The organism is Ruegeria sp. BHSC276 (assembly GCF_059612945.1).
The window spans coordinates 519,317-537,635 of record NZ_JBXWRP010000003.1 but is presented as its reverse complement, the minus strand read 5'-3'; the positions used below and the strand labels follow the sequence as shown (position 1 = coordinate 537,635).

General features: G+C 63.9%; 20 protein-coding genes and 1 tRNA gene. 13 read left to right on the top strand and 8 right to left on the bottom strand.

Annotated features, from left to right (window positions below; translation table 11 throughout):
* Positions 1–50: 50 nt before the first annotated feature.
* A complete protein-coding gene (locus AC2FMD_RS06335) occupies positions 51–1,469 on the bottom strand; it encodes a protein adenylyltransferase SelO (RefSeq protein WP_496794810.1) in 1,419 nt (472 codons plus the stop codon).
* Between the two features lie 66 nt (positions 1,470–1,535).
* On the opposite strand from AC2FMD_RS06335, the gene AC2FMD_RS06330 reads away from it, so the two are divergent.
* Together AC2FMD_RS06330 and AC2FMD_RS06325 are read left to right on the top strand one after the other, a co-directional pair.
* On the top strand, positions 1,536–1,955 hold the full coding sequence (locus AC2FMD_RS06330; RefSeq protein ID WP_496740697.1) for a cupin domain-containing protein: 420 nt from the start codon (positions 1,536–1,538) through the stop codon (positions 1,953–1,955).
* Between the two features lie 90 nt (positions 1,956–2,045).
* Complete coding sequence (locus tag AC2FMD_RS06325) at positions 2,046–3,587, top strand: phospholipase D family protein (protein WP_496682299.1); 1,542 nt, start codon at positions 2,046–2,048, stop codon at positions 3,585–3,587.
* Positions 3,588–3,599: 12 nt separating this feature from the next.
* Here the strand turns inward: AC2FMD_RS06325 and AC2FMD_RS06320 are convergent, their stop codons facing one another.
* The 3 genes from AC2FMD_RS06320 to AC2FMD_RS06310 all read right to left on the bottom strand — a co-directional run bounded on the left by AC2FMD_RS06320 (position 3,600) and on the right by AC2FMD_RS06310 (position 5,792).
* On the bottom strand, positions 3,600–4,052 hold the full coding sequence (locus AC2FMD_RS06320; RefSeq protein ID WP_496682297.1) for a TspO/MBR family protein: 453 nt from the start codon (positions 4,050–4,052) through the stop codon (positions 3,600–3,602).
* 29 nt (positions 4,053–4,081) lie between these two features.
* Positions 4,082–4,546 carry an aggregation factor core gene (locus AC2FMD_RS06315; RefSeq protein ID WP_496740699.1) on the bottom strand — a complete coding sequence of 155 codons (465 nt, stop codon included), beginning with the start codon at positions 4,544–4,546 and terminating at the stop codon, positions 4,082–4,084.
* Between the two features lie 124 nt (positions 4,547–4,670).
* The gene (locus AC2FMD_RS06310; RefSeq protein ID WP_496794809.1) at positions 4,671–5,792 is read right to left on the bottom strand and encodes an anhydro-N-acetylmuramic acid kinase; all 1,122 of its coding nucleotides are present in this window, start codon (positions 5,790–5,792) and stop codon (positions 4,671–4,673) included.
* A gap of 63 nt (positions 5,793–5,855) precedes the next feature.
* Here AC2FMD_RS06310 and tyrS point away from each other — a divergent pair, with 63 nt between their 5' ends.
* The gene (tyrS, locus tag AC2FMD_RS06305) at positions 5,856–7,106 is read left to right on the top strand and encodes a tyrosine--tRNA ligase (protein WP_496682290.1); all 1,251 of its coding nucleotides are present in this window, start codon (positions 5,856–5,858) and stop codon (positions 7,104–7,106) included.
* 46 nt (positions 7,107–7,152) lie between these two features.
* Here the strand turns inward: tyrS and AC2FMD_RS06300 are convergent, their stop codons facing one another.
* On the bottom strand, positions 7,153–7,854 hold the full coding sequence (locus tag AC2FMD_RS06300) for a GntR family transcriptional regulator (RefSeq protein WP_496794808.1): 702 nt from the start codon (positions 7,852–7,854) through the stop codon (positions 7,153–7,155).
* A 112-nt stretch (positions 7,855–7,966) separates the two neighbouring features.
* Here AC2FMD_RS06300 and AC2FMD_RS06295 point away from each other — a divergent pair, with 112 nt between their 5' ends.
* The 3 genes from AC2FMD_RS06295 (at position 7,967) to AC2FMD_RS06285 (ending at position 10,767) form a co-directional block, all read left to right on the top strand.
* Positions 7,967–8,917, top strand: a complete 951-nt coding sequence (locus AC2FMD_RS06295) for a GlxA family transcriptional regulator (protein WP_496740707.1) — start codon at positions 7,967–7,969, stop codon at positions 8,915–8,917.
* Between the two features lie 175 nt (positions 8,918–9,092).
* Positions 9,093–9,971: a GNAT family N-acetyltransferase gene (locus tag AC2FMD_RS06290; RefSeq protein ID WP_496740711.1), complete on the top strand. Its 879-nt coding sequence runs from the start codon at positions 9,093–9,095 to the stop codon at positions 9,969–9,971.
* A 40-nt stretch (positions 9,972–10,011) separates the two neighbouring features.
* Positions 10,012–10,767 (top strand): 3-hydroxyacyl-CoA dehydrogenase, encoded by a 756-nt coding sequence (locus tag AC2FMD_RS06285; RefSeq protein WP_496740713.1) that lies wholly within the window; start codon positions 10,012–10,014, stop codon positions 10,765–10,767.
* Positions 10,768–10,822: 55 nt separating this feature from the next.
* Here AC2FMD_RS06285 and AC2FMD_RS06280 read toward each other — a convergent pair whose 3' ends face one another.
* The 3 genes from AC2FMD_RS06280 to AC2FMD_RS06270 all read right to left on the bottom strand — a co-directional run bounded on the left by AC2FMD_RS06280 (position 10,823) and on the right by AC2FMD_RS06270 (position 14,014).
* Entirely contained in the window at positions 10,823–12,634 is a 1,812-nt protein-coding gene (locus tag AC2FMD_RS06280; RefSeq protein ID WP_496794807.1) for an ABC-F family ATP-binding cassette domain-containing protein, read from the bottom strand.
* A gap of 69 nt (positions 12,635–12,703) precedes the next feature.
* Positions 12,704–13,444 carry a GNAT family N-acetyltransferase gene (locus AC2FMD_RS06275; protein ID WP_496794806.1) on the bottom strand — a complete coding sequence of 247 codons (741 nt, stop codon included), beginning with the start codon at positions 13,442–13,444 and terminating at the stop codon, positions 12,704–12,706.
* 99 nt (positions 13,445–13,543) lie between these two features.
* A complete protein-coding gene (locus AC2FMD_RS06270) occupies positions 13,544–14,014 on the bottom strand; it encodes an outer membrane protein assembly factor BamE (protein WP_496682273.1) in 471 nt (156 codons plus the stop codon).
* Positions 14,015–14,097: 83 nt separating this feature from the next.
* On the opposite strand from AC2FMD_RS06270, the gene AC2FMD_RS06265 reads away from it, so the two are divergent.
* From AC2FMD_RS06265 to AC2FMD_RS06235, 7 genes are all read left to right on the top strand, one after another.
* Positions 14,098–14,634: a YceD family protein gene (locus AC2FMD_RS06265; RefSeq protein WP_496682272.1), complete on the top strand. Its 537-nt coding sequence runs from the start codon at positions 14,098–14,100 to the stop codon at positions 14,632–14,634.
* A 206-nt stretch (positions 14,635–14,840) separates the two neighbouring features.
* The gene (gene rpmF, locus AC2FMD_RS06260) at positions 14,841–15,047 is read left to right on the top strand and encodes a 50S ribosomal protein L32 (protein WP_068331762.1); all 207 of its coding nucleotides are present in this window, start codon (positions 14,841–14,843) and stop codon (positions 15,045–15,047) included.
* Between the two features lie 24 nt (positions 15,048–15,071).
* Positions 15,072–16,160 carry a phosphate acyltransferase PlsX gene (gene plsX, locus AC2FMD_RS06255; RefSeq protein WP_496711814.1) on the top strand — a complete coding sequence of 363 codons (1,089 nt, stop codon included), beginning with the start codon at positions 15,072–15,074 and terminating at the stop codon, positions 16,158–16,160.
* Positions 16,161–16,179: 19 nt separating this feature from the next.
* Positions 16,180–17,151 carry a beta-ketoacyl-ACP synthase III gene (locus tag AC2FMD_RS06250; RefSeq protein WP_496682269.1) on the top strand — a complete coding sequence of 324 codons (972 nt, stop codon included), beginning with the start codon at positions 16,180–16,182 and terminating at the stop codon, positions 17,149–17,151.
* A gap of 97 nt (positions 17,152–17,248) precedes the next feature.
* Complete coding sequence (gene ihfA, locus AC2FMD_RS06245; protein ID WP_496682267.1) at positions 17,249–17,551, top strand: integration host factor subunit alpha; 303 nt, start codon at positions 17,249–17,251, stop codon at positions 17,549–17,551.
* Between the two features lie 18 nt (positions 17,552–17,569).
* Positions 17,570–18,169, top strand: coding sequence for a MerR family transcriptional regulator (locus AC2FMD_RS06240; RefSeq protein ID WP_496682264.1), 600 nt, complete (start codon positions 17,570–17,572; stop codon positions 18,167–18,169).
* A gap of 61 nt (positions 18,170–18,230) precedes the next feature.
* A tRNA-Pro gene (locus tag AC2FMD_RS06235) sits at positions 18,231–18,307 on the top strand.
* The last annotated feature ends 12 nt before the right edge of the window (positions 18,308–18,319 follow it).

Genomic DNA, 18,319 nt, shown 5'->3' with positions numbered 1-18,319 from the left:
GATCGCGCCCGGACGCAAGCCGATAGTTCAGCACAGATGCCGAAACCCGCTCAGGTGCCGCAAAAGGTGGCATGCACCACCTCGTCCTGCGTGGGCGGGTGCCTCAGGTCGGCGGCGTTAGGCTGGTCGTCATAGGGTTGGGCCAGCACAGCGGTCAGCCGGTGAAACAGGGCATAGTCGCCCTGAACGGCGGCCTCGATCATCTGCTCGACCCGGTGGTTGCGCGGGATGAAGGCGGGGTTCGCCGCGTGCATCACTGCAACCGGGTCAGCCTCGCGCGTCAGCCGCGCGCGCCACCCCTCGGCCCAGCTGTCAAAAGCCGCCGGATCGGCAAACTGGTCCCGTGCCGCATCGCTGCCCAGCGCGCGGAAGGTATTGGTGAAATCGGCCTGGTTCTGCGCCATCCGCGTCAGCAGGTCCGAGATCAGTGCAAGGTCGCCGTCCTCCTCGGTGGTCAGGCCGATCTTGGCCCGGAACCGCCTCAGCCAGTGCTGCTGCATCAATTCGGGCATGGCATGTACGATCTCGGTCGCCTCTTCCACGGCGGCCTGCTTGTCCTCGATCTGCTGGATCAGCGCCGTCGCCAGCTGTGCAAGGTTCCACACCGCGATCTCGGGCTGGTTGGAATAGGCATAGCGCCCCATCCGGTCGATCGAACTGTAGACGGTACTCGGATGATAGCTGTCCATAAAAGCGCAGGGGCCATAGTCGATGGTTTCGCCCGAGATGGCGCAGTTGTCGGTGTTCATCACCCCGTGGATGAAGCCCACCGCCATCCATTGCGCGATCAGCGCGGCCTGCGCGTCACGCACGGCGCGCAGTAGGCCCATCGGCCCGACGGCGTCCGGGTAGTGGCGCGCGATGGTATAGTCGGTCAGCCGCTGCAGGTCGGCGATCTGGCCGCGTGCGGCGAATACCTGGAACGTGCCCACCCGCAGATGGCTTTGCGCCACGCGGGTCAGCACCGCGCCGGGCATCGGGCCCTCGCGCAGCACGACCTCGCCGGTTTCCACCGCCGCCAAGGCACGCGTGGTGGGAATGCCCAGCGCGTGCATCGCCTCGGACACGACATATTCGCGCAGAACCGGCCCCAGCCAGGCCCGCCCGTCGCCCTGCCGCGAGAACGGCGTGCGCCCCGAGCCCTTGAGCTGAATGTCTCGGCGGATCCCGTCCGTCCCCACCACCTCGCCCAGCAGCACCGCGCGCCCGTCGCCCAGCTGCGGGTTGTAGTTGCCGAACTGGTGGCCGGAATACAGCTGCGCCAGCGGCTCGGCCCCGTCCGGCAGGGTATTGCCCGCAAACACCTGGGCCATGTCCTGCGCGTCACCGGGCGAGATGCCCAGCACCTGCGCCAGATCGTCATTGAAAGCCACCAGCCGCGGCGCGCGCACGGGCTCAGGCGACTGGCGCGCATAAAAGGCGCCGGGCAGCCGGGCATAGGAATTGTCGAAGGGGATCGTCAGGGTCATGGCGCAAACATATGATCTGTGCGCAGTATTGCCAGCACCAAATCCCATCGCCGTGAAAGGCCCGCCATGACCGCCGACCAGATTATCGACCACCTGCAGTTGCAGCCCCACCCCGAAGGCGGTTGGTATGCCGAGACTTGGCGCGCGGACAACACCGGCCGCCCGACCGCGACCTGCATCTATTTCTTGCTGAAACAGGGCGAGGCCAGCCACTGGCACCGGGTCGATGCGACCGAGATCTGGCTGTTTCACGCCGGCGCGCCGCTGATCCTGTCGATCAGCGAAAGCGACACCGGACCGGCAAACGATCACATGCTATCCCCTGACCTGAGCGAGGGTGCCCCGCAGGTCATCGTACCCGCCGGGCATTGGCAGGCCGCCCGCAGTACCGGGGACTACACGCTGGTCAGCTGTACCGTTTCACCGGGTTTCCAGTTCGACGGGTTCGAATTGGCGCCTCCGGAGTTCGACATTCCCAGGGGCTAAACCTCCGGCCCCTGCTGAACCACGCTTGAACTTGCCCTGCCCAATGCGGCAAGGTTCGCTTGTGAATGATTGGGCAAAGATGAGGGCGCGATGCGGCTGATCAAGACTTTGGTGACCGTGGCCGTGATCCTCGGCCTGGGTGTGTTTGGGCTGCGGTTGGCCTTTCCGCTGCCCGAAACCAATTTCTCGGAGCAGACATACAGCCAACCCGCGGATTGGACGGGTCCGCTGGGCCAAGCCATCGAGCCGGCGATTCAGCGCAATCCCGGACTGGATGGCGTCCGCCCCCTCGGTCAGGGGCACACCGCATTCGCCGCCCGCGCCATTCTCGCGCGTGAGGCGGTCTCGTCCATCGATGCCCAATACTATATCTGGCAGGATGACGTGACCGGCCTGATGCTGCTGGACGAATTGCGTGCGGCGGCGGAACGGGGCGTGCGCGTGCGCCTCCTGGTCGATGACAATGGCATCTCGGGGCTGGACACGCTTCTGGCGGAACTGGATGCCATGCCCACGGCCCATGTGCGCATCTTCAACCCGTTCACTCTGCGCAACCCCAAGCTGCTATCCTATGTGTTCGATTTCGGCCGGTTGAACCGCCGCATGCATAACAAATCCATGACAGTGGACGGCGTGGCCACGATTGTCGGGGGCCGAAACATCGGCGACATCTATTTCGACTATGGGGCCGGAACGCACTATCTGGATGTCGATACCATCGCGATCGGTCCTATCGTGGACGAGGTTGCAGCGTCGTTCGATGCCTACTGGAACAGCGGCTCGGCCTATGATGCCGCGTTGTTCCTGCCTGCAGCGACCGATCCAAGCCTGAAGGCATTGGCCGAGGCCGCGCGTCAGACCGCTGCCGGGGCCGGATACCAAAAGGCGATCCGCGACAATGAACTGGCCGACCGCATCGCCGACCGCGATCTGCCGTTCGAGTGGAGCGCTATCGAACTTTTTGTCGATGACCCGGCAAAGGGACTTGGACAGGTGGAGGACGAGAACCTCATGGTCGAGCGTCTGATAGCCTTTGCCGAAAGCTCCGAGACGTCGCTCGATCTGGTCTCGGCCTATTTCATTCCCGGTCCCCGCGGGGCCGAGTTGCTCGAACGGTTGGCGTCGTCTGGGGTCAAAGTCCGGGTCCTGACCAACTCAATGGATGCGACCGATGTGATGCCGGTTCATGCCGCTTACATGGCCTATCGCGACGACCTGCTGGCAAGCGGGGTTCAGTTGCTGGAGCTGCGCGCGTTGCGCGCCGAGCATAAGGCACGCAGCCTGCCCGAGATTCTTGCAGGCTCTGCCTCGGGCCTGCATGCAAAGGTGTTTGGCTCGGATGGCAAACGGATCTTTATCGGCTCATACAATCTTGATCCACGTTCGGCCCGGCTGAACACCGAGATGGGGCTGCTGATCGAGAGCCCCGCGGTCGCTGCAGATCTGGCCCGGCAACTGGACAAGCCGGAATTCGCCTATCGCGTCGAAATGGCCGATGACGGCGGCCTGGTCTGGATTCAGCAGACCAACGACGGAACGACCACGACCTTTGAGACTGACCCGAACACCTCTCGGTTCCAGCGCGGCCTTGCCGCCGTCGTCAGGTGGCTGCCGGTCGAGTGGATGCTCTGACCACCGCCGGCGTCAGTTCAGGACCGCGATCGATAGATTCAGTATGGTGGCGAATGCCACCCATGCCAGATAGGGCACGAACGCCCAGGCCGAAACGCGATCCACCGGGCGGACGCGCGCGATGAACAGCACAATCACCACCAGAAGCGCAAGAATCACTAACAATGCCAGCCACGGCTGATGCAGCACGAAGAATGTGGGCGACCACAGAAAGTTCAGGCCCAACTGCGCCCACCACAGGCGCATCGCGGGCGAACTTCGGTCGCGTTCGAACTGCCGCCAACCTGCCATTGCGATCAACACGTAAAGAACCGTCCAGACCGGGCCGAATACCCATCCCGGCGGGTTGAAGACCGGTTTGTTCAGATTCGCATACCACTCACCCGGCCCTGTCAGAGTGCCGATCAGTATGCCGCCACCCATTACAAGAACCAGAAATGCGATACGTGTCAGGGTCTTGGTCATGCCGGTTCCATCTGCAGTTTCACCGCCGCTCAGCAGGTCCCGAACGGTATAGCCGCGCGGGCCGCCGACGAAAAGACACCACGCTGGGGGTTCTGTGCGCCTTCCAGAGAGACCGTCGCGCCCTGGATCTCGGCCCCCGACACGGTGATCTCGCGTCCGCCACCTGTGTCATCTACGTCGATCGTAAACGCGATTTCTGCACCGGGCGGCATGGCCCGGATGTCCAGATCGACCATCGACTGTCCGTCCTGAACCTGAGGCAAACCGTTCAGATACTCGGACCCCGCAACCATCTCAAAAGGCTGAAACACTTCAACCCCTGCCCCCGAGCCGGTGACATCAAAGATCAACCCGCCCTGTGACGAAGACAAATCCAGACGCACAGTTGCAGCAGACAGGTTGCAATCGCTGGCATTGCGAAGAACGAAACGGTCCTTTGGCGCTCCCTCGACGAACTCAACCTGCACTTCGGCCATGGCAGGCACTGCGAGCATGAACGCAACAGCACAACCGACCGCATTTTTCACAAGGGAACCGATCATCTTCATCTCCGGCGTTGTTGTGGCCACTGCTAGGATTACGCCCGGGTGCCTTGGCAGGATCATTTTTCGCCGCGTTTCAGCGCGGTGCGCCCTGCGACACCCGGCTGACCGTTCCCCCGCCGACCAACGCCTTGACCCCGGTGGTGCCGGGACAAGAGGTCGGCATCCCCCGCGCCACCCGCACCGCCAGATAGGCAAAGGCCTGCGCCTCGAGCATGTCGCCATCCAGACCTACGGCCTCGACCGGATCGACCGGGCAGTCCAGCGCCACGCGCAGCATCTCCATCAAAACCGGGTTCTTGCGCCCACCGCCGGTGACCAGCACCCGCGCGGGCGGTTTGGGACAATGCTCCATCCCCTGCACCACCCCGGCGGCGCTCATGCCCGTCAGGGTGGCGACTGCGTCAGCGTCGCTCAATTCCTTTACCAGACCGATCATTTCGGCGAAATCGTTGCGATCCAGCGATTTGGGCGGCAGACGGTTGAAATAGGGCTCGGCCAGAAACAGCTCCAGTGCTCCGGTCTCGACCGTGCCCTGCCGGGCCAGCGCGCCGTCGCGGTCCATCGGCAGGCCCAGACGCGCCTGTACCAGATCGTCGATCGGCGCATTGGCCGGGCCGGTGTCAAAGGCCAGCAACGCACCGGGCGCCTCGGGTCCGTCAAAGGACGGGTCCACATAGGTCAGGTTGCCGACGCCGCCCAGGTTCAGAAAGCACAAGGGCGCCGTCGCCCCGACATATTTTGCGCAGGCAAAGTGGAAGAACGGCGCCAGCGGCGCGCCCTCGCCACCCATGGCCACGTCATCGCTGCGGAAATCCCAGACCACGGGCACACCCAGCGCGACCGCCAGCCCCTCGCCATCGCCCACCTGCAACGTGCCCTTGCCGCGCGGCTCATGCGCAAGGGTCTGGCCGTGAAAGCCGATCAGCTCCACGTCCTCGAATTCCGACAGCAGCTCGGCATGGGCGCGGGTCACCAGATCTTCGGCGGCGTGCACCTCGGGGCCGCTCCATTTTCCCAGCGCGGCGCGCAGCAGCTTGCGCTCGTCCTCGCTATAGGGCCGGTAGGCACTGTCGCCGAACCGCAGGATCTGCCGCCCGTCGGTTTCCACCACCGCCGCGTCGACCCCATCGAGCGAGGTGCCCGACATGGCCCCCAGTGCCCGCACTGCCCCAACTTTGCCTCGGGCCTTATTCATGGCCTTTTCCTTCCCTCGTTCGCCGCCTATAACGTGCCCCGCAATTCAACCCCGAGGCAAGACATGACGTATCACCCCAAATCGGATTTCATCGCCACGATGATCGAGCGCGGCTTTCTGGCCGATTGCACCGATTATCAGGGCCTTGACGATGCTCTGACAAGCGGGGTGCAGACAGCCTATATCGGGTATGACGCCACCGCCCAGTCCCTGCATGTCGGGCACCTGATGAACATCATGGTTCTGCGCTGGTTTCAGAAGCTGGGGCACAAGCCGATCACCCTGATGGGGGGCGGCACCACCAAGGTGGGCGATCCGTCTTTCCGCTCGGACGAGCGCCCCCTGCTGGGCCCCGAGCAGATCGACGCCAACATCGCCGGTATGCAGAAGGTGTTCGACAAGTACCTGTCCTATGACGACAGCGACACCGGCGCGCTGATGCTGAACAATGCCGAATGGCTGGACGACCTGAACTATCTCGATTTCCTGCGGGACATCGGGCGGCATTTCTCGGTCAACCGGATGCTGTCCTTTGAATCGGTGAAATCGCGGCTGGACCGGGAACAATCCCTGTCGTTCCTCGAGTTCAACTACATGATCCTGCAAGCCTATGACTTTCTGGAACTGAACCGCCGATATGGCTGCATCCTGCAGATGGGCGGATCGGACCAGTGGGGCAATATCGTCAACGGCATCGACCTGACCCGCCGCGTGCTGGATCACGAGATCTATGGCCTGACCACGCCCCTGCTGACCACCAGCGATGGGCGCAAGATGGGCAAAAGCCAGGGCGGCGCCATCTGGCTGAACGGCGACATGCTGTCGCCTTACGAGTTCTGGCAGTTCTGGCGCAACACCACCGACGCCGACGTGGGCCGTTTCCTGAAGATCTTCACCGAGCTTCCCGTAGACGAATGCGACCGCATGGGCGCGCTGCAAGGGTCCGAGATCAACGAGGCCAAGATCCGTCTGGCCAACGAAGTCACGACCCTGCTGCACGGTTCCGAGGCCGCGGCCAAGGCCGAGGCCACCGCGCGCGAAGTGTTCGAAAAGGGCGGCGTGGGCGGCGACCTGCCCACCCTGACCCTGACCGCCGAAGATCTGGGCGATGGCATCTCGGTTGTGCAGCTGATCGTGAAGTCTGGCCTGGCGAAATCGGGCAAGGAGGCCAAGCGCCTGATTTCCGAAAACGGCGCCCGTCTGGACGACGCACCGCTGACCGATGCGGGGCTGATGATCGACGCGGCGGCCCTGTCCTCGCCCATCAAACTGAGCGCGGGCAAGAAACGGCACGCGCTGGTGCAGTTGGGCTAACCCGTCTGACCCCAAACACGACGGCCGCCTCAGCGCGGCCGTTTTTTTATCCGCGCTCGACCGAGCCCAGCGGCAGGTCCAGACCGGCGGGCGTCACGAACAGCTCGATCTGGTCGCGCGACAGCGCCCAGTGATCGGCCGCCAGCTGCCCCGCCGCCGCCTCGTCGCGCGCCTCGATCGCGGAGATGATGGCGTCATGCTGGTCGCAGGCCAGATCGAGGCTTTCACCCATCCCGGCCTGATCCGGGCGGTAGAAGGTCATGCCGATGCGCGCATGGTCGATCAGCAGCCGCTGAAACGACGGCAGCAGGTAGACATTCGCCGCCATCTCACCGGTGATCTCATGGAACTGGTTGTTGGCCAACGCGCGATCTTCGGCCGAGCCCGTCCGCAGGGTTGCCCGAAACGCCGCCTGCGCCGCCTTCAACCGGTCGATCTGGTCGCCCGTGGCGTTCTGCGCCGCCAGCCGCAGCACCGCGCCATAGATCATCGGCGCCACCAGGAAGAAGTCGCGCAGCGTGGCATAAGACATCTGGGACACCCGCGCGCCCCGGTTTTCACGCAGTTCAAGATAGCCCAGCCCGGCCAGATGCCGGAACACTTCGCGCAGCGGTGTGCGCGACAGGCCGAACGCCTCGGACAGCTGCGCCTCGTCCAGGTCATCGCCGGGGCGCAGTTTCAGCGTCATGACCGCCGCCTTCAGATGCGCGGCCAGCGCCGCCTTGCGGCTTTTCGTGTCGTCTTTCATCCACAACCTTCGCTTCGGTCGAATCGCGACACCCAGGATGTCGCCCCTGCTCTTGCCCGATAAAATGCACCTTGTACACAATCAGCCTGACCGCCCGTGGTAGACTGAGCGCATGACCCGCCCGCAACACTTCTGTTTCATCCTCGTTCCCGAGTTCTCGCACTTGGCCTTCTCCTGCGCGGTCGAGCCGCTGCGCATCGCCAACTGGGTCAGCGGCGAGGAGCTGTACCGCTGGTCCTTCGCCTCGGAGGACGGCACGCAGGCGGTGTGTTCGAACGGGTCCGTGACACTGGTGCATGGCGGGCTGGCGAACCTGCCGAAATGCGACCAGATCTTCGTTTTGTCGGGCATTCACATGCGCGATCACGTCAGCCGCTCATTGCTGGCCGCACTGCGCCGCGAACGGGCGCGCGGTACGGCCATCGGGGCGCTGTGTTCGGGCGCGTGGCTGCTCGCCGAGGCCGGGTTCCTGAACGGGATGCAGGCGGCGATCCATTGGGAATATCACGACGCCTTCATGGAGGCTTTCCCTGACGTGAACCTGGTGCGCAGCGTCTTCGTGGCCGATGAAAAGCATATGACCGCCTCGGGCGGCACCGCGACGGCCGACCTGATGCTGCACCTGATCGAGCGCGACCACGGGCAGGACCTGTCGATCGCGGTCGCCGACCAGATGGTCTATAACGCTGTGCGCAACGCGACCGCTGATCAGCGTGTGTCGCTGCAATCGCGCAACGGCATGCGCAACGCGCATCTGGCCAAGGCGATCCAGATCATGGCCGACCGCATCAACAACCCGATCTCGCCGGCGTTGATCGCCGAACAGATCGGCATCTCGACCCGCCAGCTGGAGCGTTTGTTCGGAAAATACCTCAACGCCTCGCCCAAGAAATACTTCATGGAGTTGCGGCTGGACCGCGCGCGAAACCTGCTGTTGCAGACCGAATCCTCGGTCACCGACGTGGCCTTTGCCTGCGGCTTTGAAAGCCCTGGCCATTTCTCGCGCGTGTATCGCGCCGCCTTTGGCGTCACCCCGATGCAGCAGCGCAGCCGGCTGGATTAGGTTAAAACCGCAGCCAGTCGGCCACGCTGAGAACCACGAACACCGGCACCGACAACGCGGCAGCCAGCAGAAAGGCCGCGGCACGGGTCACGCGCGGCGATGGGATTGTCTGTCCGAGAACCGTTTTCATGCTGTCATTAACCCCGCTTTAGGTTTCCACCGGGTTAATGCCCGCATGACGACCACGCACACCCCCGTGATGCAAAGCACCGAGATGCAGGCGACCCTGCGCGCCTGCGGGCAGGGCCCGCTGCGGCTGGCGGACGGTACGCTGGTCCTGCGCCGCCAGTTTTTTCCCGGCCTGACCGTGGCAATGCTGTCGCGCGCGCGGATCGACCCGGCCACCCTGCCCGGCCTGATCCGGCAGGCCGGGTTGAACCGCACGCCGCTGATCGTGTCGCCCGACCATCCAGCCCCCGACCTGACCATGTTGGGCGCGATGCCGCTGGTTACCCCGACCTGCGTTGCCGAGTTGGATCTGCGCAGCGACCTGCGGGCAGGGCTGCATCAGAAATGGCGCAATGCGCTTGTTCAGGCCGAGCGCAGCCCGCTGCGCATCACGCGCCGCATCCTGCGCGAAGGGTCGGACAAATGGCTGCTGACCGCCGATCAGGCGCAACAGCGGGCACGCGGCTATCGCAACTGGCCGGTACCGCTGACCCTGGCCTATGCCCGCGCCAATCCCGGCAAGGCCGTTGAATTCTTAGCCACCGACGGCGACACCGTGGCGGCTATGCTGTTCCTGTGCCATGGCTCGGTTGCCACCTATCACATCGGCTATTCAACCGCGCGTGGGCGGCGGCTGAATGCCCACCGGCTGATTCTGTGGCAGGCAATGCGCTGGCTGGCGAAACGGGGGTTGCAGCGGCTCGATCTTGGCCCGGTGTCGACCGAGGATGCGCCCGGTCTGGCCCGGTTCAAACTGGGAACCGGCGCCCGCGCCCGCTGGCTGGGCGGCACCTGGGGCTGGTGGCCACCGCTGGGGCGCAGCCTGCGCCCGCTGGCGGGCCTCGACCGCGGCGGGATGCGCTGGACAGATCCCCATACAGGCTGATATTTGAACACTTGTTCAGATCATTGGGGAGGAGCCCGCCATGCAATTGTCCACCACCGCCGCCGTCATCACCGGCGGCGCCTCGGGCCTCGGAGAGGCCACCGCCCGTTACTTTGCCGAGAACGGCGCGCAGGTGACCATCCTCGACCGCGATGCCGAGCGTGGCGCGCAGGTCGCGGCCGAAATCGGCGGGCATTTCGCACAGACCGACGTGACCGACGAGAACTCGGTGGCCGCGGCCATTGCGCTGGCGATGGAAAAGATGGGCAAGATCACTGCTTGCGTGAACTGTGCCGGCATCGCCTATGGCATCAAGACCGTCGGCAGGGACGGCCCCCACCCGCTGGACGCCTTCCAGCGCACCATCGACATCAACCTCGTGGGCACCTTCAACGTGTCGCGTCTGGCTGCCGTCGAAATGGCCAAGAACGCGCCCGAGTCAGATGGCGCGCGCGGCGTAATCATCAACACCGCCTCGATCGCGGCCTTCGACGGCCAAAAGGGCCAGGCGGCCTATTCCGCCTCCAAGGGCGGTGTCGTGGGCATGACACTGCCGATGGCGCGCGATCTGGCCTCGATCGGGATCCGGGTGATGACCATCGCGCCCGGCATCTTCATGACGCCGATGCTGGCGGGCCTGCCCGAAGAAGTGCAGCAGCAACTGGCCGCCGACGTGCCCAACCCCGCCCGTCTGGGCGACCCGCGCGAATACGGCCGGCTGGCCGGGTTCATCGTCGAGATGGGCTATCTGAACGGCGAGGTTATCCGCATCGACGGCGCCCTGCGCATGCGCTGACATGACCGCATGGCGTGGGCAGCGCCGATCTGCCCGCGCCTTGGGTCGAGCCTGGCTAGGCCCCGGCCTCAGCCTTTTCTTCCAGTTTCAGCCATTCCTCCTCGGCGGCGGCCAGCTTCTGCTGCCGCTCGACAAGGGCCTCGGTCGCCTTCTGGAACTTCACCGGCTCGCGGGTGAACAGCTCGGGGTCCGACATCAGCTCCTCCAGCTTGGCGATCTCGGCTTCCAGCCGCGCGATCTCGGCGGGCAGCTTCTCCAGCCGGTGCTTTTCGGAAAAGGACAGGCCGGTTTTCGGCTTGGCTTCCTGCTTGACTTTCGGCTTGTTCTCTTTTGTTTTCTCAGGCCTTTTCTCGGTCAGATCACCGCGCTGCGCGATATAGTCCGACCAACCGCCCGCATAGACCGTCGCGCGGCCGTTGCCCTCCATCGCGATGGTGGTGGTCGCCACACGATCCAGGAAATCCCGGTCGTGGCTGACCAGCAGCACGGTACCGTCATAGTCGTCCAGCAACTCCTGCAGCAGGTCCAGCGTCTCGACATCCAGGTCGTTGGTCGGTTCGTCCAGCACCAGCAGGTTCGACGGTTTCGCCATCAGCTTGGCCAGCAGCAACCGCGCTTTTTCGCCGCCTGACAGAGATTTGACGGCCGCTCTGGCCTGCCGCTCGTCGAACAGGAATTCCTTGAGATAGCCCACCACATGCTTGGGCTGGCCGCGCACCATCACCTGATCGGCCTTGCCCGAGACGCGCATCTCGGGGTCGCCGGTCAGGCTGTCCCACAGGGTCATCTCGGGGTCCAACTGCGCGCGGGTCTGGTCGAAGACCGCGATTTCCAGATTGGTGCCCAGAGTCACCGACCCTTCGTCCGGCGCGGCCTCGCCCAGCAGCAATTTCAGTAGCGTCGTCTTGCCAACTCCGTTCGGGCCGACAAAGGCCACGCGGTCGCCGCGCTGTACCAGAAGGTCCAGGTTGCGTATGATTGGTTTGCCGTCGAACGCCTTGCTGACACCGCGCGCCTCGATCACCTTGCGCCCGGATTTCGGACCGGATTCCAAAGACATGGCCGCCGAGCCCTGACGCTTGATTTGCGCCGCGCGTTCTGCCCGCAACGCTTGCAGCGCCCGCACTCGGCCCTGATTGCGCTTGCGGCGCGCGCTGATCCCTTCAACCGCCCAGCGGGATTCGGACTTGATCAGCCGATCCAGCTTGTGGCGTTGCTGGTCTTCTTCCTCCCAGATCTTGTCGCGCCAGGCCTCAAAAGCCTCGAACCCCTGCTCCTGCCGGCGCACGACACCGCGATCGATCCACAGGGTTGCCCGCGTCAGTGCTCGCAGAAAGGCGCGGTCATGCGAGATCAGGACAAAAGCCGCCCGCGTTGCGCCCAGTTCGCGCTCCAGCCAACCGATGGCCTCGATGTCCAGATGGTTGGTCGGCTCGTCCAGCAGCATCAGGTCGGGGGCCTCGGCCATCAGCTTGGCCAGCGCCGCACGGCGCCGCTCTCCGCCCGAGGCGGTTTGAACCGCACGCGAGGGGTCGAATTTTAGCCCCTCACCGGCCCGTTCCACCTTGTACAACTCGCCTGGTTCCAGCCCACTGGCGGCATAGTCGCCCAGCGTGGCAAAGCCTTCCATATTAGGGTCCTGCTCCATGTAGCCCACGGATTTGCCGGGCGGCACCACGATCTCACCCCGGTCCGGCTCGACAAGACCGGCCATGACCTTCATCAGGGTGGATTTGCCCGAGCCGTTCCGCCCGACCAGCGCAACGCGGTCACCGGGCTGAACCACCAGGTCCAGATCAGAAAAAACCGGCTCGCCGCCGAAGGTCAGCGAGATGCCGGACATCTGCAGCAAAGGAATACGTGCCATATGCGCCAGCTAAACCGGCTGGCATCGGGCGTCAACGCCCCAGCGCCAGCTTTTCCAAACGGCCCCGCCCTAGCCCGCAATCATCCGCAAGAGGCGTTTCCGCGCCGCGGGAATCGCACCGATCTCGACGCCGGTGAAGACATGCAGCGTGTTCAGCTGGCGGTCCACAACCGCATGATCGCTGACCCAGCCGCCCATCATAAGGTAGGTGCGCAGCAACGGCGGCATGCGCCGCATGGCTTTCTGCGCGTCGGGCCGGCGCCGCAGCCGCGCGGCAAAGCGGAACACGTCCGGCGCCTTGACCCGCGGCAACCAGCGTTTGGGCGCCAGGTGGCGATGTTTGAGCATTGCGAAAGCATCCAAGTAGGCCTCGGTGTCGGTCCCGGCAAATGACGAACAACCAAACAGCAACCGGATGTCACACCGGTCCACAAACACGGTCATCGCGCCCCACGCCACCCGCAGGATATCCGGGTCGGTCCGGTCGGGATGCACCGCGAACCGGCCCATCTCGACCATCCGTCCCTGAAAGTTCTGCAAGCCCGACAGATCGTAGAATTGTGCCGAATAGCTGCGGCCGATCTCGTGCCCGCAATCCATGACCAGCATCCGGAAACAGCACACGAGTTGCCCGCCGGCCCGCTGATCCTCGACCAGCACATGGGTGCAGATCCGGTCGAACGCATCGCGGTCTTTCCGTGCGGTGCGAAAAGCCAGCGTACGCAGCGCTTGCGCGGCGGCGATGTCCTCGGGCGTGCGGGCCAGTCGCGCCCGATACCTCCCCTTGTTCAGCAAGACATCCGTGGCCATGGCCGCACCCTCCGCGGTATCTGACTTTCCTAGGTTCCGCCTGCCACTAACACCAAGTCTGTAACCGCCTCATGACAGACCGAGGGACCGGACGCACGATCAGCTCTGGCCTGGGATGTTTGCCGGATTGAAACTGCCGATATTACCCAACAACTGACGCAGGAATCCCCTGTCCTGAACGCTCGAATCGGTCACGCGGCGATCCAGGACGATGACATAGCCATCCTCGAGCCCGAACCGTTCGATGTTGCGCACGACCCCGCGCTGGTCAAAGCTGACGGCGACCAGCTGCCGCTCGACCACTTCGGGGCGTTTGGGGCCATAATGGCGGACACGCGAGGCGACGTAATAGTACCCCGAATCCTTTAGAACCCCCGACGCACCGGGCGCGCCGACCTTTTCGACCACGCTGTCGCGGGTATCGACACCCACCTTGATTTCGGCCAGTTCCTCGGGCGTGGGGACATAGCCGTGGTTCTTGTAGACCGGGCTGCATCCGGCCATCGCAAGCACCGACACGCAGGCAAGCGTTCCGAACGCCAGTTTCAGCTTGTTCGCGACCTTCGACATCTTCACCCTCTTGCCTTGCACCCTTGCGGCTTCTATCCGATTACAGAAACCCATGCCCCGGTTCAACACAGGAAAGGGTCACTATGGCCAAGGCAACATCTTTGCGCGTCGCGGACCTGCCGCAGAACAGCCCCGTCCCGTTCGATCTGCGCCCGGCAGCGGATGAACTGGATGTCCTCCGGGCGGATCTGGGCCTGCAGGGGCTGCGCAAGCTGAGCTTTGTCGGAGAGATAAAGGCCCGCGGCAAACGCGATTGGGAACTGACCGGTCACCTTGGCGCAACCGTAATCCAGCCCTGCGTCGTCACGCTGGACCCTGTGACCACGCGTATCGAAACGCCCGTGCGGCGCCTGTTCCTGTCGGACTGGACCGAGCCGGACGAACCCGAATTCGAGATGCCCGAAGACGACGAAACCGAACCCCTGGGCCCCGAGATCGACCCCGGTGCCGTGATGCGCGAAGCGCTGGCGCTGGCGCTGCCGCAATACCCCCGCAAGGACGGCGCACATCTGGATGACGCAATTTTCACCGAGCCGGGCAAACAGGCCATGACGGATGACGATGCCAAGCCTTTTGCGGGGCTGGCCGGGTTGCGCGACGCGCTGAAAAAAGACAAGTGACAGCGCCATGATTTCCTGTCATAGCACTCGGTCAGAAAAACCCCTTGAACATGTCGAGAATCGCAGTATTTTCGCGCGCTCATCGGAATTTGGGTTGGACATCGCGGGGCTCGTCCCCTAAACGCGCGTCACACCACGAGAAAACGAAGAATGAAACCCGGGCTGGCAGCGAATCTGCAGCCCCCAGTCAGACAAAGGTTGAGACCATGGCCGTCCAACAGAACAAAGTTTCCAAGTCGCGTCGCAACAACCGCCGCGCACACGACGCTCTGGTTGCTGCAAACCCGAACGAATGCCCGAACTGCGGCGAACTGAAACGCCCGCACCACGTCTGTGCAGCCTGCGGCCACTATGACGACCGCGAAGTCGTGGCGCAGGCCGACGAAATCGACCTGGACGAAGACGCGGCCTGAGCCTGATTGACCGCAGGTTTTGGCATGACGGCGCAGCCCGAGCAGACCGGAAAGATCATCATCTCGGTTGACGCAATGGGCGGGGACTCCGGTCCCGCGGTCGTGGTTGCTGGAATCGCGAAATCAGCGCAGAAGAACCCCGATATCGGGTTTCTGCTGCACGGCCCCCAAGACGTCTTGCGCAAGCTTGTTGCGAAACGGCGCGTCCTGGAAGGGCGCGTCGTTTTTCGCGATTGTCCCGATGTCGTAACGATGCAGGACAAGCCCAGCCAGGTCGTGCGCAACGGCAAGAACACCTCGATGTGGTCGGCGCTGGATTCGGTGCGCAACGGAGAGGCGCACGGCGCCGTATCCTGCGGCAATACCGGCGCGCTGATGGCGCTGTCGATGATGCGGCTGCGCAAGCTGCCCGGCGTGAACCGCCCGGCGATCGCGATCCTGTGGCCCTCGCGCAATCCGCAGGGGTTCAACGTGATGCTGGACGTGGGCGCGGATGTGCGGGCCGATGCCCGGGATCTGCTGCAATACGCGCTGATGGGGGCCTCGTATGCCCGCAACGGCATGGCCCTGGCGCGTCCGCGCATCGGGTTGCTGAATGTCGGTACAGAAGAACACAAGGGCCGCGCCGAGTTGAAAGAGGCGCACGCGTTGATCACGGACTTCGCCGAGCAGGCGAATTTCGATTTCGTGGGCTTCGTGGAAGGCAGCGACATCCCCGGCGACAAGGCCGATGTCATTGTGACGGACGGGTTTACCGGCAATGTCGCGATCAAGACGGGCGAAGGCACCGCCAGCCTGATCGGCGACCTTCTGCGAGAGGCGTTCAGCTATTCTCCTCTGTCCCGGCTGGCCTCGGTGTTGGCGATCACGTCATTGCAGCGCCTGAAAAAGCGCATCGACCCGCGGCGCGTGAACGGGGGGGTGTTCTTGGGGCTGAACGGGACAGTGGTCAAATCGCACGGGGGCGCTGATGCCACGGGTGTGTCCGCGGCCATCAAGCTGGCTTTTACCCTGGCACGGTCGGGTTTTGCCGAAAAATTGGCCGCACGGGTTGCATCGACTGCCCAGCTTGAACAAGATGCTGCGCAATCTGCGCTGCAGACCGAAAAATAACAAAAAGGCAGGACCTCAGATGGCAGGCCGTTCAGTCGTTGTTGGTGTCGGGCATTATCTACCCAAACGCATCGTTCCCAATTCCGAGTTCGAAAAGACGTTGGACACGTCCGACGAATGGATCCGGACCCGCTCGGGCATCGAACGCCGCCATTTCGCGGCCGAAGACGAAACCACATCTGATATGGCGACCCATGCGGCCAAGGCCGCGCTGACCGATGCGGGGCTGACCGCCGACGACATCGACGCGATTGTTCTGGCCACCTCCACCGCAGACCTGACCTTTCCGTCCGCTGCGACCATGGTTCAGGCCAATCTGGGCATGACCCGCGGATTTGCCTTTGACGTGCAAGCGGTCTGCGCCGGCTTCGTCTTTGCGCTTGCCAACGCCAACGCGCTGATCCTGTCGGGTCAGGCCAAACGCATCCTCGTGATCGGGGCCGAGACCTTCTCGCGCATCATGGACTGGTCGGACCGGAGCACCTGCGTTCTGTTCGGCGACGGCGCCGGCGCGCTGGTGCTCGAGGCGCAGGAAGGTGCCGGAACGCCTGAAGACCGGGGCATTCTATCCACCGACCTGCATTCGGACGGGCGGTTCAAGGATCTGCTCTATGTCGATGGCGGGGTTTCGAACCGGACCACCGGCTATCTGCGAATGCAGGGCAACCAGGTGTTCCGCCACGCGGTCGAGAAACTGGCTGCCACGGCCACCACCGCGCTGGATCGCGCGGGGCTAACAAGCGGCGACGTCGATTGGATCGTCCCGCATCAGGCCAATATCCGCATCATTCAGGGCACGGCCAAAAAGCTGCAGCTGCCCATGGATAACGTGGTGGTCACGGTTCAGGATCACGGCAACACCTCGGCCGCATCGATCCCGCTGGCGCTGTCGGTGGGCAAGGAACGCGGGCAGATCAAGCCCGGCGACTTGATAGTGACCGAGGCCATCGGCGGCGGACTGGCCTGGGGCGCGGTGGTGATGCGCTGGTAGGGCGGCGCAAACCTGCTTACACCACCACGCGCAATTCATTGATATTGACAGTGAATTTGCCCTGCCCCTATGGTCGTACATCATCAGGGGAATAATCATGGGCGAAAAAACACTGACGCGAATGGACCTGAGCGAAGCCGTGTTTCGCGAAGTGGGTCTGTCTCGCAACGAAAGCGCGCAGCTTGTCGAAAGCATTTTGAACCACATGTCCGATGCGCTGGTGCGCGGCGAGCAGGTCAAGATCTCGTCTTTCGGCACGTTCAGCGTCAGGGACAAGTCGGCCCGCGTCGGCCGCAACCCGAAAACCGGGGAAGAGGTTCCCATCGAGCCGCGCCGCGTTCTGACCTTCCGCCCTTCGCATCTGATGAAGGATCGGGTCGCGGCCGGAAACCGCAAGTAAGTCCGGGGCAAGGCAGGCATGAGCAAGTCTCCCGACGCATTTCGCACCATCAGTGAAGTTGCGGATTGGCTGGGTGTTCAGGCGCATGTCCTGCGGTTCTGGGAAAGTCGGTTCAGCCAGATCAAACCGGTCAAGCGGGCCGGAGGACGTAGGTATTACCGCCCCAACGACATGCGCCTGTTGGGCGGCATCAAGAAGCTGCTGCACGAGGATGGCGTGACCATCAAGGGTGTTCAACGCATCCTGCGCGAACAGGGCGTGGCCTACGTCGCGTCGCTGTCGCCGGGACTGGACGATGGCGCGGCTCCGGCCCCGACCATCGAAATCCAGGCAGCTGAGAACGTGGTGCCGCTACCGCAGCCCCCCGCCGTGGTGCAGGGTGCCCTCGATCTATCACCGACCGAGGCCGAAAATTTGGGCGAACCTGCCGCCCCCAAAGCCCGGGATCACGCTGCGTCGCAGAAACCCAAGGCCGAGACCACGCCGCAGCAGGCCGGAATCGCAGCCAGGGCGTGGCGGAAAACCGAGTTCGACACCGACACGTTGCGCCGGATCGCGCCCGTTGCCAAGGATCTGCGCGCCTGGCTGGACCGGGTCGAACGGCAATTGGCGGGTTGAGCAAAAAGGTAATGTTTTCCTCTTGCCCCTGCCGGGAAAATCATTATGAACACCTCAACGTCGGGCTATGGCGCAGCCTGGTAGCGCGTCCGTCTGGGGGACGGAAGGTCGCAGGTTCGAGTCCTGCTAGCCCGACCAAATCACACCGAC

Coding starts and splice junctions, on each gene's coding strand:
- AC2FMD_RS06290 (WP_496740711.1), top strand. CDS start 9,093: ATGACGACCACGCACACCCCCGTGATGCAAAGCACCGAGATGCAGGCG.
- AC2FMD_RS06250 (WP_496682269.1), top strand. CDS start 16,180: ATGGCAGGCCGTTCAGTCGTTGTTGGTGTCGGGCATTATCTACCCAAA.
- AC2FMD_RS06240 (WP_496682264.1), top strand. CDS start 17,570: ATGAGCAAGTCTCCCGACGCATTTCGCACCATCAGTGAAGTTGCGGAT.
- AC2FMD_RS06295 (WP_496740707.1), top strand. CDS start 7,967: ATGACCCGCCCGCAACACTTCTGTTTCATCCTCGTTCCCGAGTTCTCG.
- AC2FMD_RS06320 (WP_496682297.1), bottom strand. CDS start 4,052: ATGACCAAGACCCTGACACGTATCGCATTTCTGGTTCTTGTAATGGGT.
- AC2FMD_RS06280 (WP_496794807.1), bottom strand. CDS start 12,634: ATGGCACGTATTCCTTTGCTGCAGATGTCCGGCATCTCGCTGACCTTC.
- AC2FMD_RS06335 (WP_496794810.1), bottom strand. CDS start 1,469: ATGACCCTGACGATCCCCTTCGACAATTCCTATGCCCGGCTGCCCGGC.
- AC2FMD_RS06275 (WP_496794806.1), bottom strand. CDS start 13,444: ATGGCCACGGATGTCTTGCTGAACAAGGGGAGGTATCGGGCGCGACTG.
- AC2FMD_RS06265 (WP_496682272.1), top strand. CDS start 14,098: ATGGCCAAGGCAACATCTTTGCGCGTCGCGGACCTGCCGCAGAACAGC.
- AC2FMD_RS06325 (WP_496682299.1), top strand. CDS start 2,046: ATGCGGCTGATCAAGACTTTGGTGACCGTGGCCGTGATCCTCGGCCTG.
- AC2FMD_RS06330 (WP_496740697.1), top strand. CDS start 1,536: ATGACCGCCGACCAGATTATCGACCACCTGCAGTTGCAGCCCCACCCC.
- AC2FMD_RS06300 (WP_496794808.1), bottom strand. CDS start 7,854: ATGAAAGACGACACGAAAAGCCGCAAGGCGGCGCTGGCCGCGCATCTG.
- rpmF (WP_068331762.1), top strand. CDS start 14,841: ATGGCCGTCCAACAGAACAAAGTTTCCAAGTCGCGTCGCAACAACCGC.
- AC2FMD_RS06315 (WP_496740699.1), bottom strand. CDS start 4,546: ATGCTCGCAGTGCCTGCCATGGCCGAAGTGCAGGTTGAGTTCGTCGAG.
- tyrS (WP_496682290.1), top strand. CDS start 5,856: ATGACGTATCACCCCAAATCGGATTTCATCGCCACGATGATCGAGCGC.
- AC2FMD_RS06285 (WP_496740713.1), top strand. CDS start 10,012: ATGCAATTGTCCACCACCGCCGCCGTCATCACCGGCGGCGCCTCGGGC.
- ihfA (WP_496682267.1), top strand. CDS start 17,249: ATGGGCGAAAAAACACTGACGCGAATGGACCTGAGCGAAGCCGTGTTT.
- plsX (WP_496711814.1), top strand. CDS start 15,072: ATGACGGCGCAGCCCGAGCAGACCGGAAAGATCATCATCTCGGTTGAC.
- AC2FMD_RS06270 (WP_496682273.1), bottom strand. CDS start 14,014: ATGTCGAAGGTCGCGAACAAGCTGAAACTGGCGTTCGGAACGCTTGCC.
- AC2FMD_RS06310 (WP_496794809.1), bottom strand. CDS start 5,792: ATGAATAAGGCCCGAGGCAAAGTTGGGGCAGTGCGGGCACTGGGGGCC.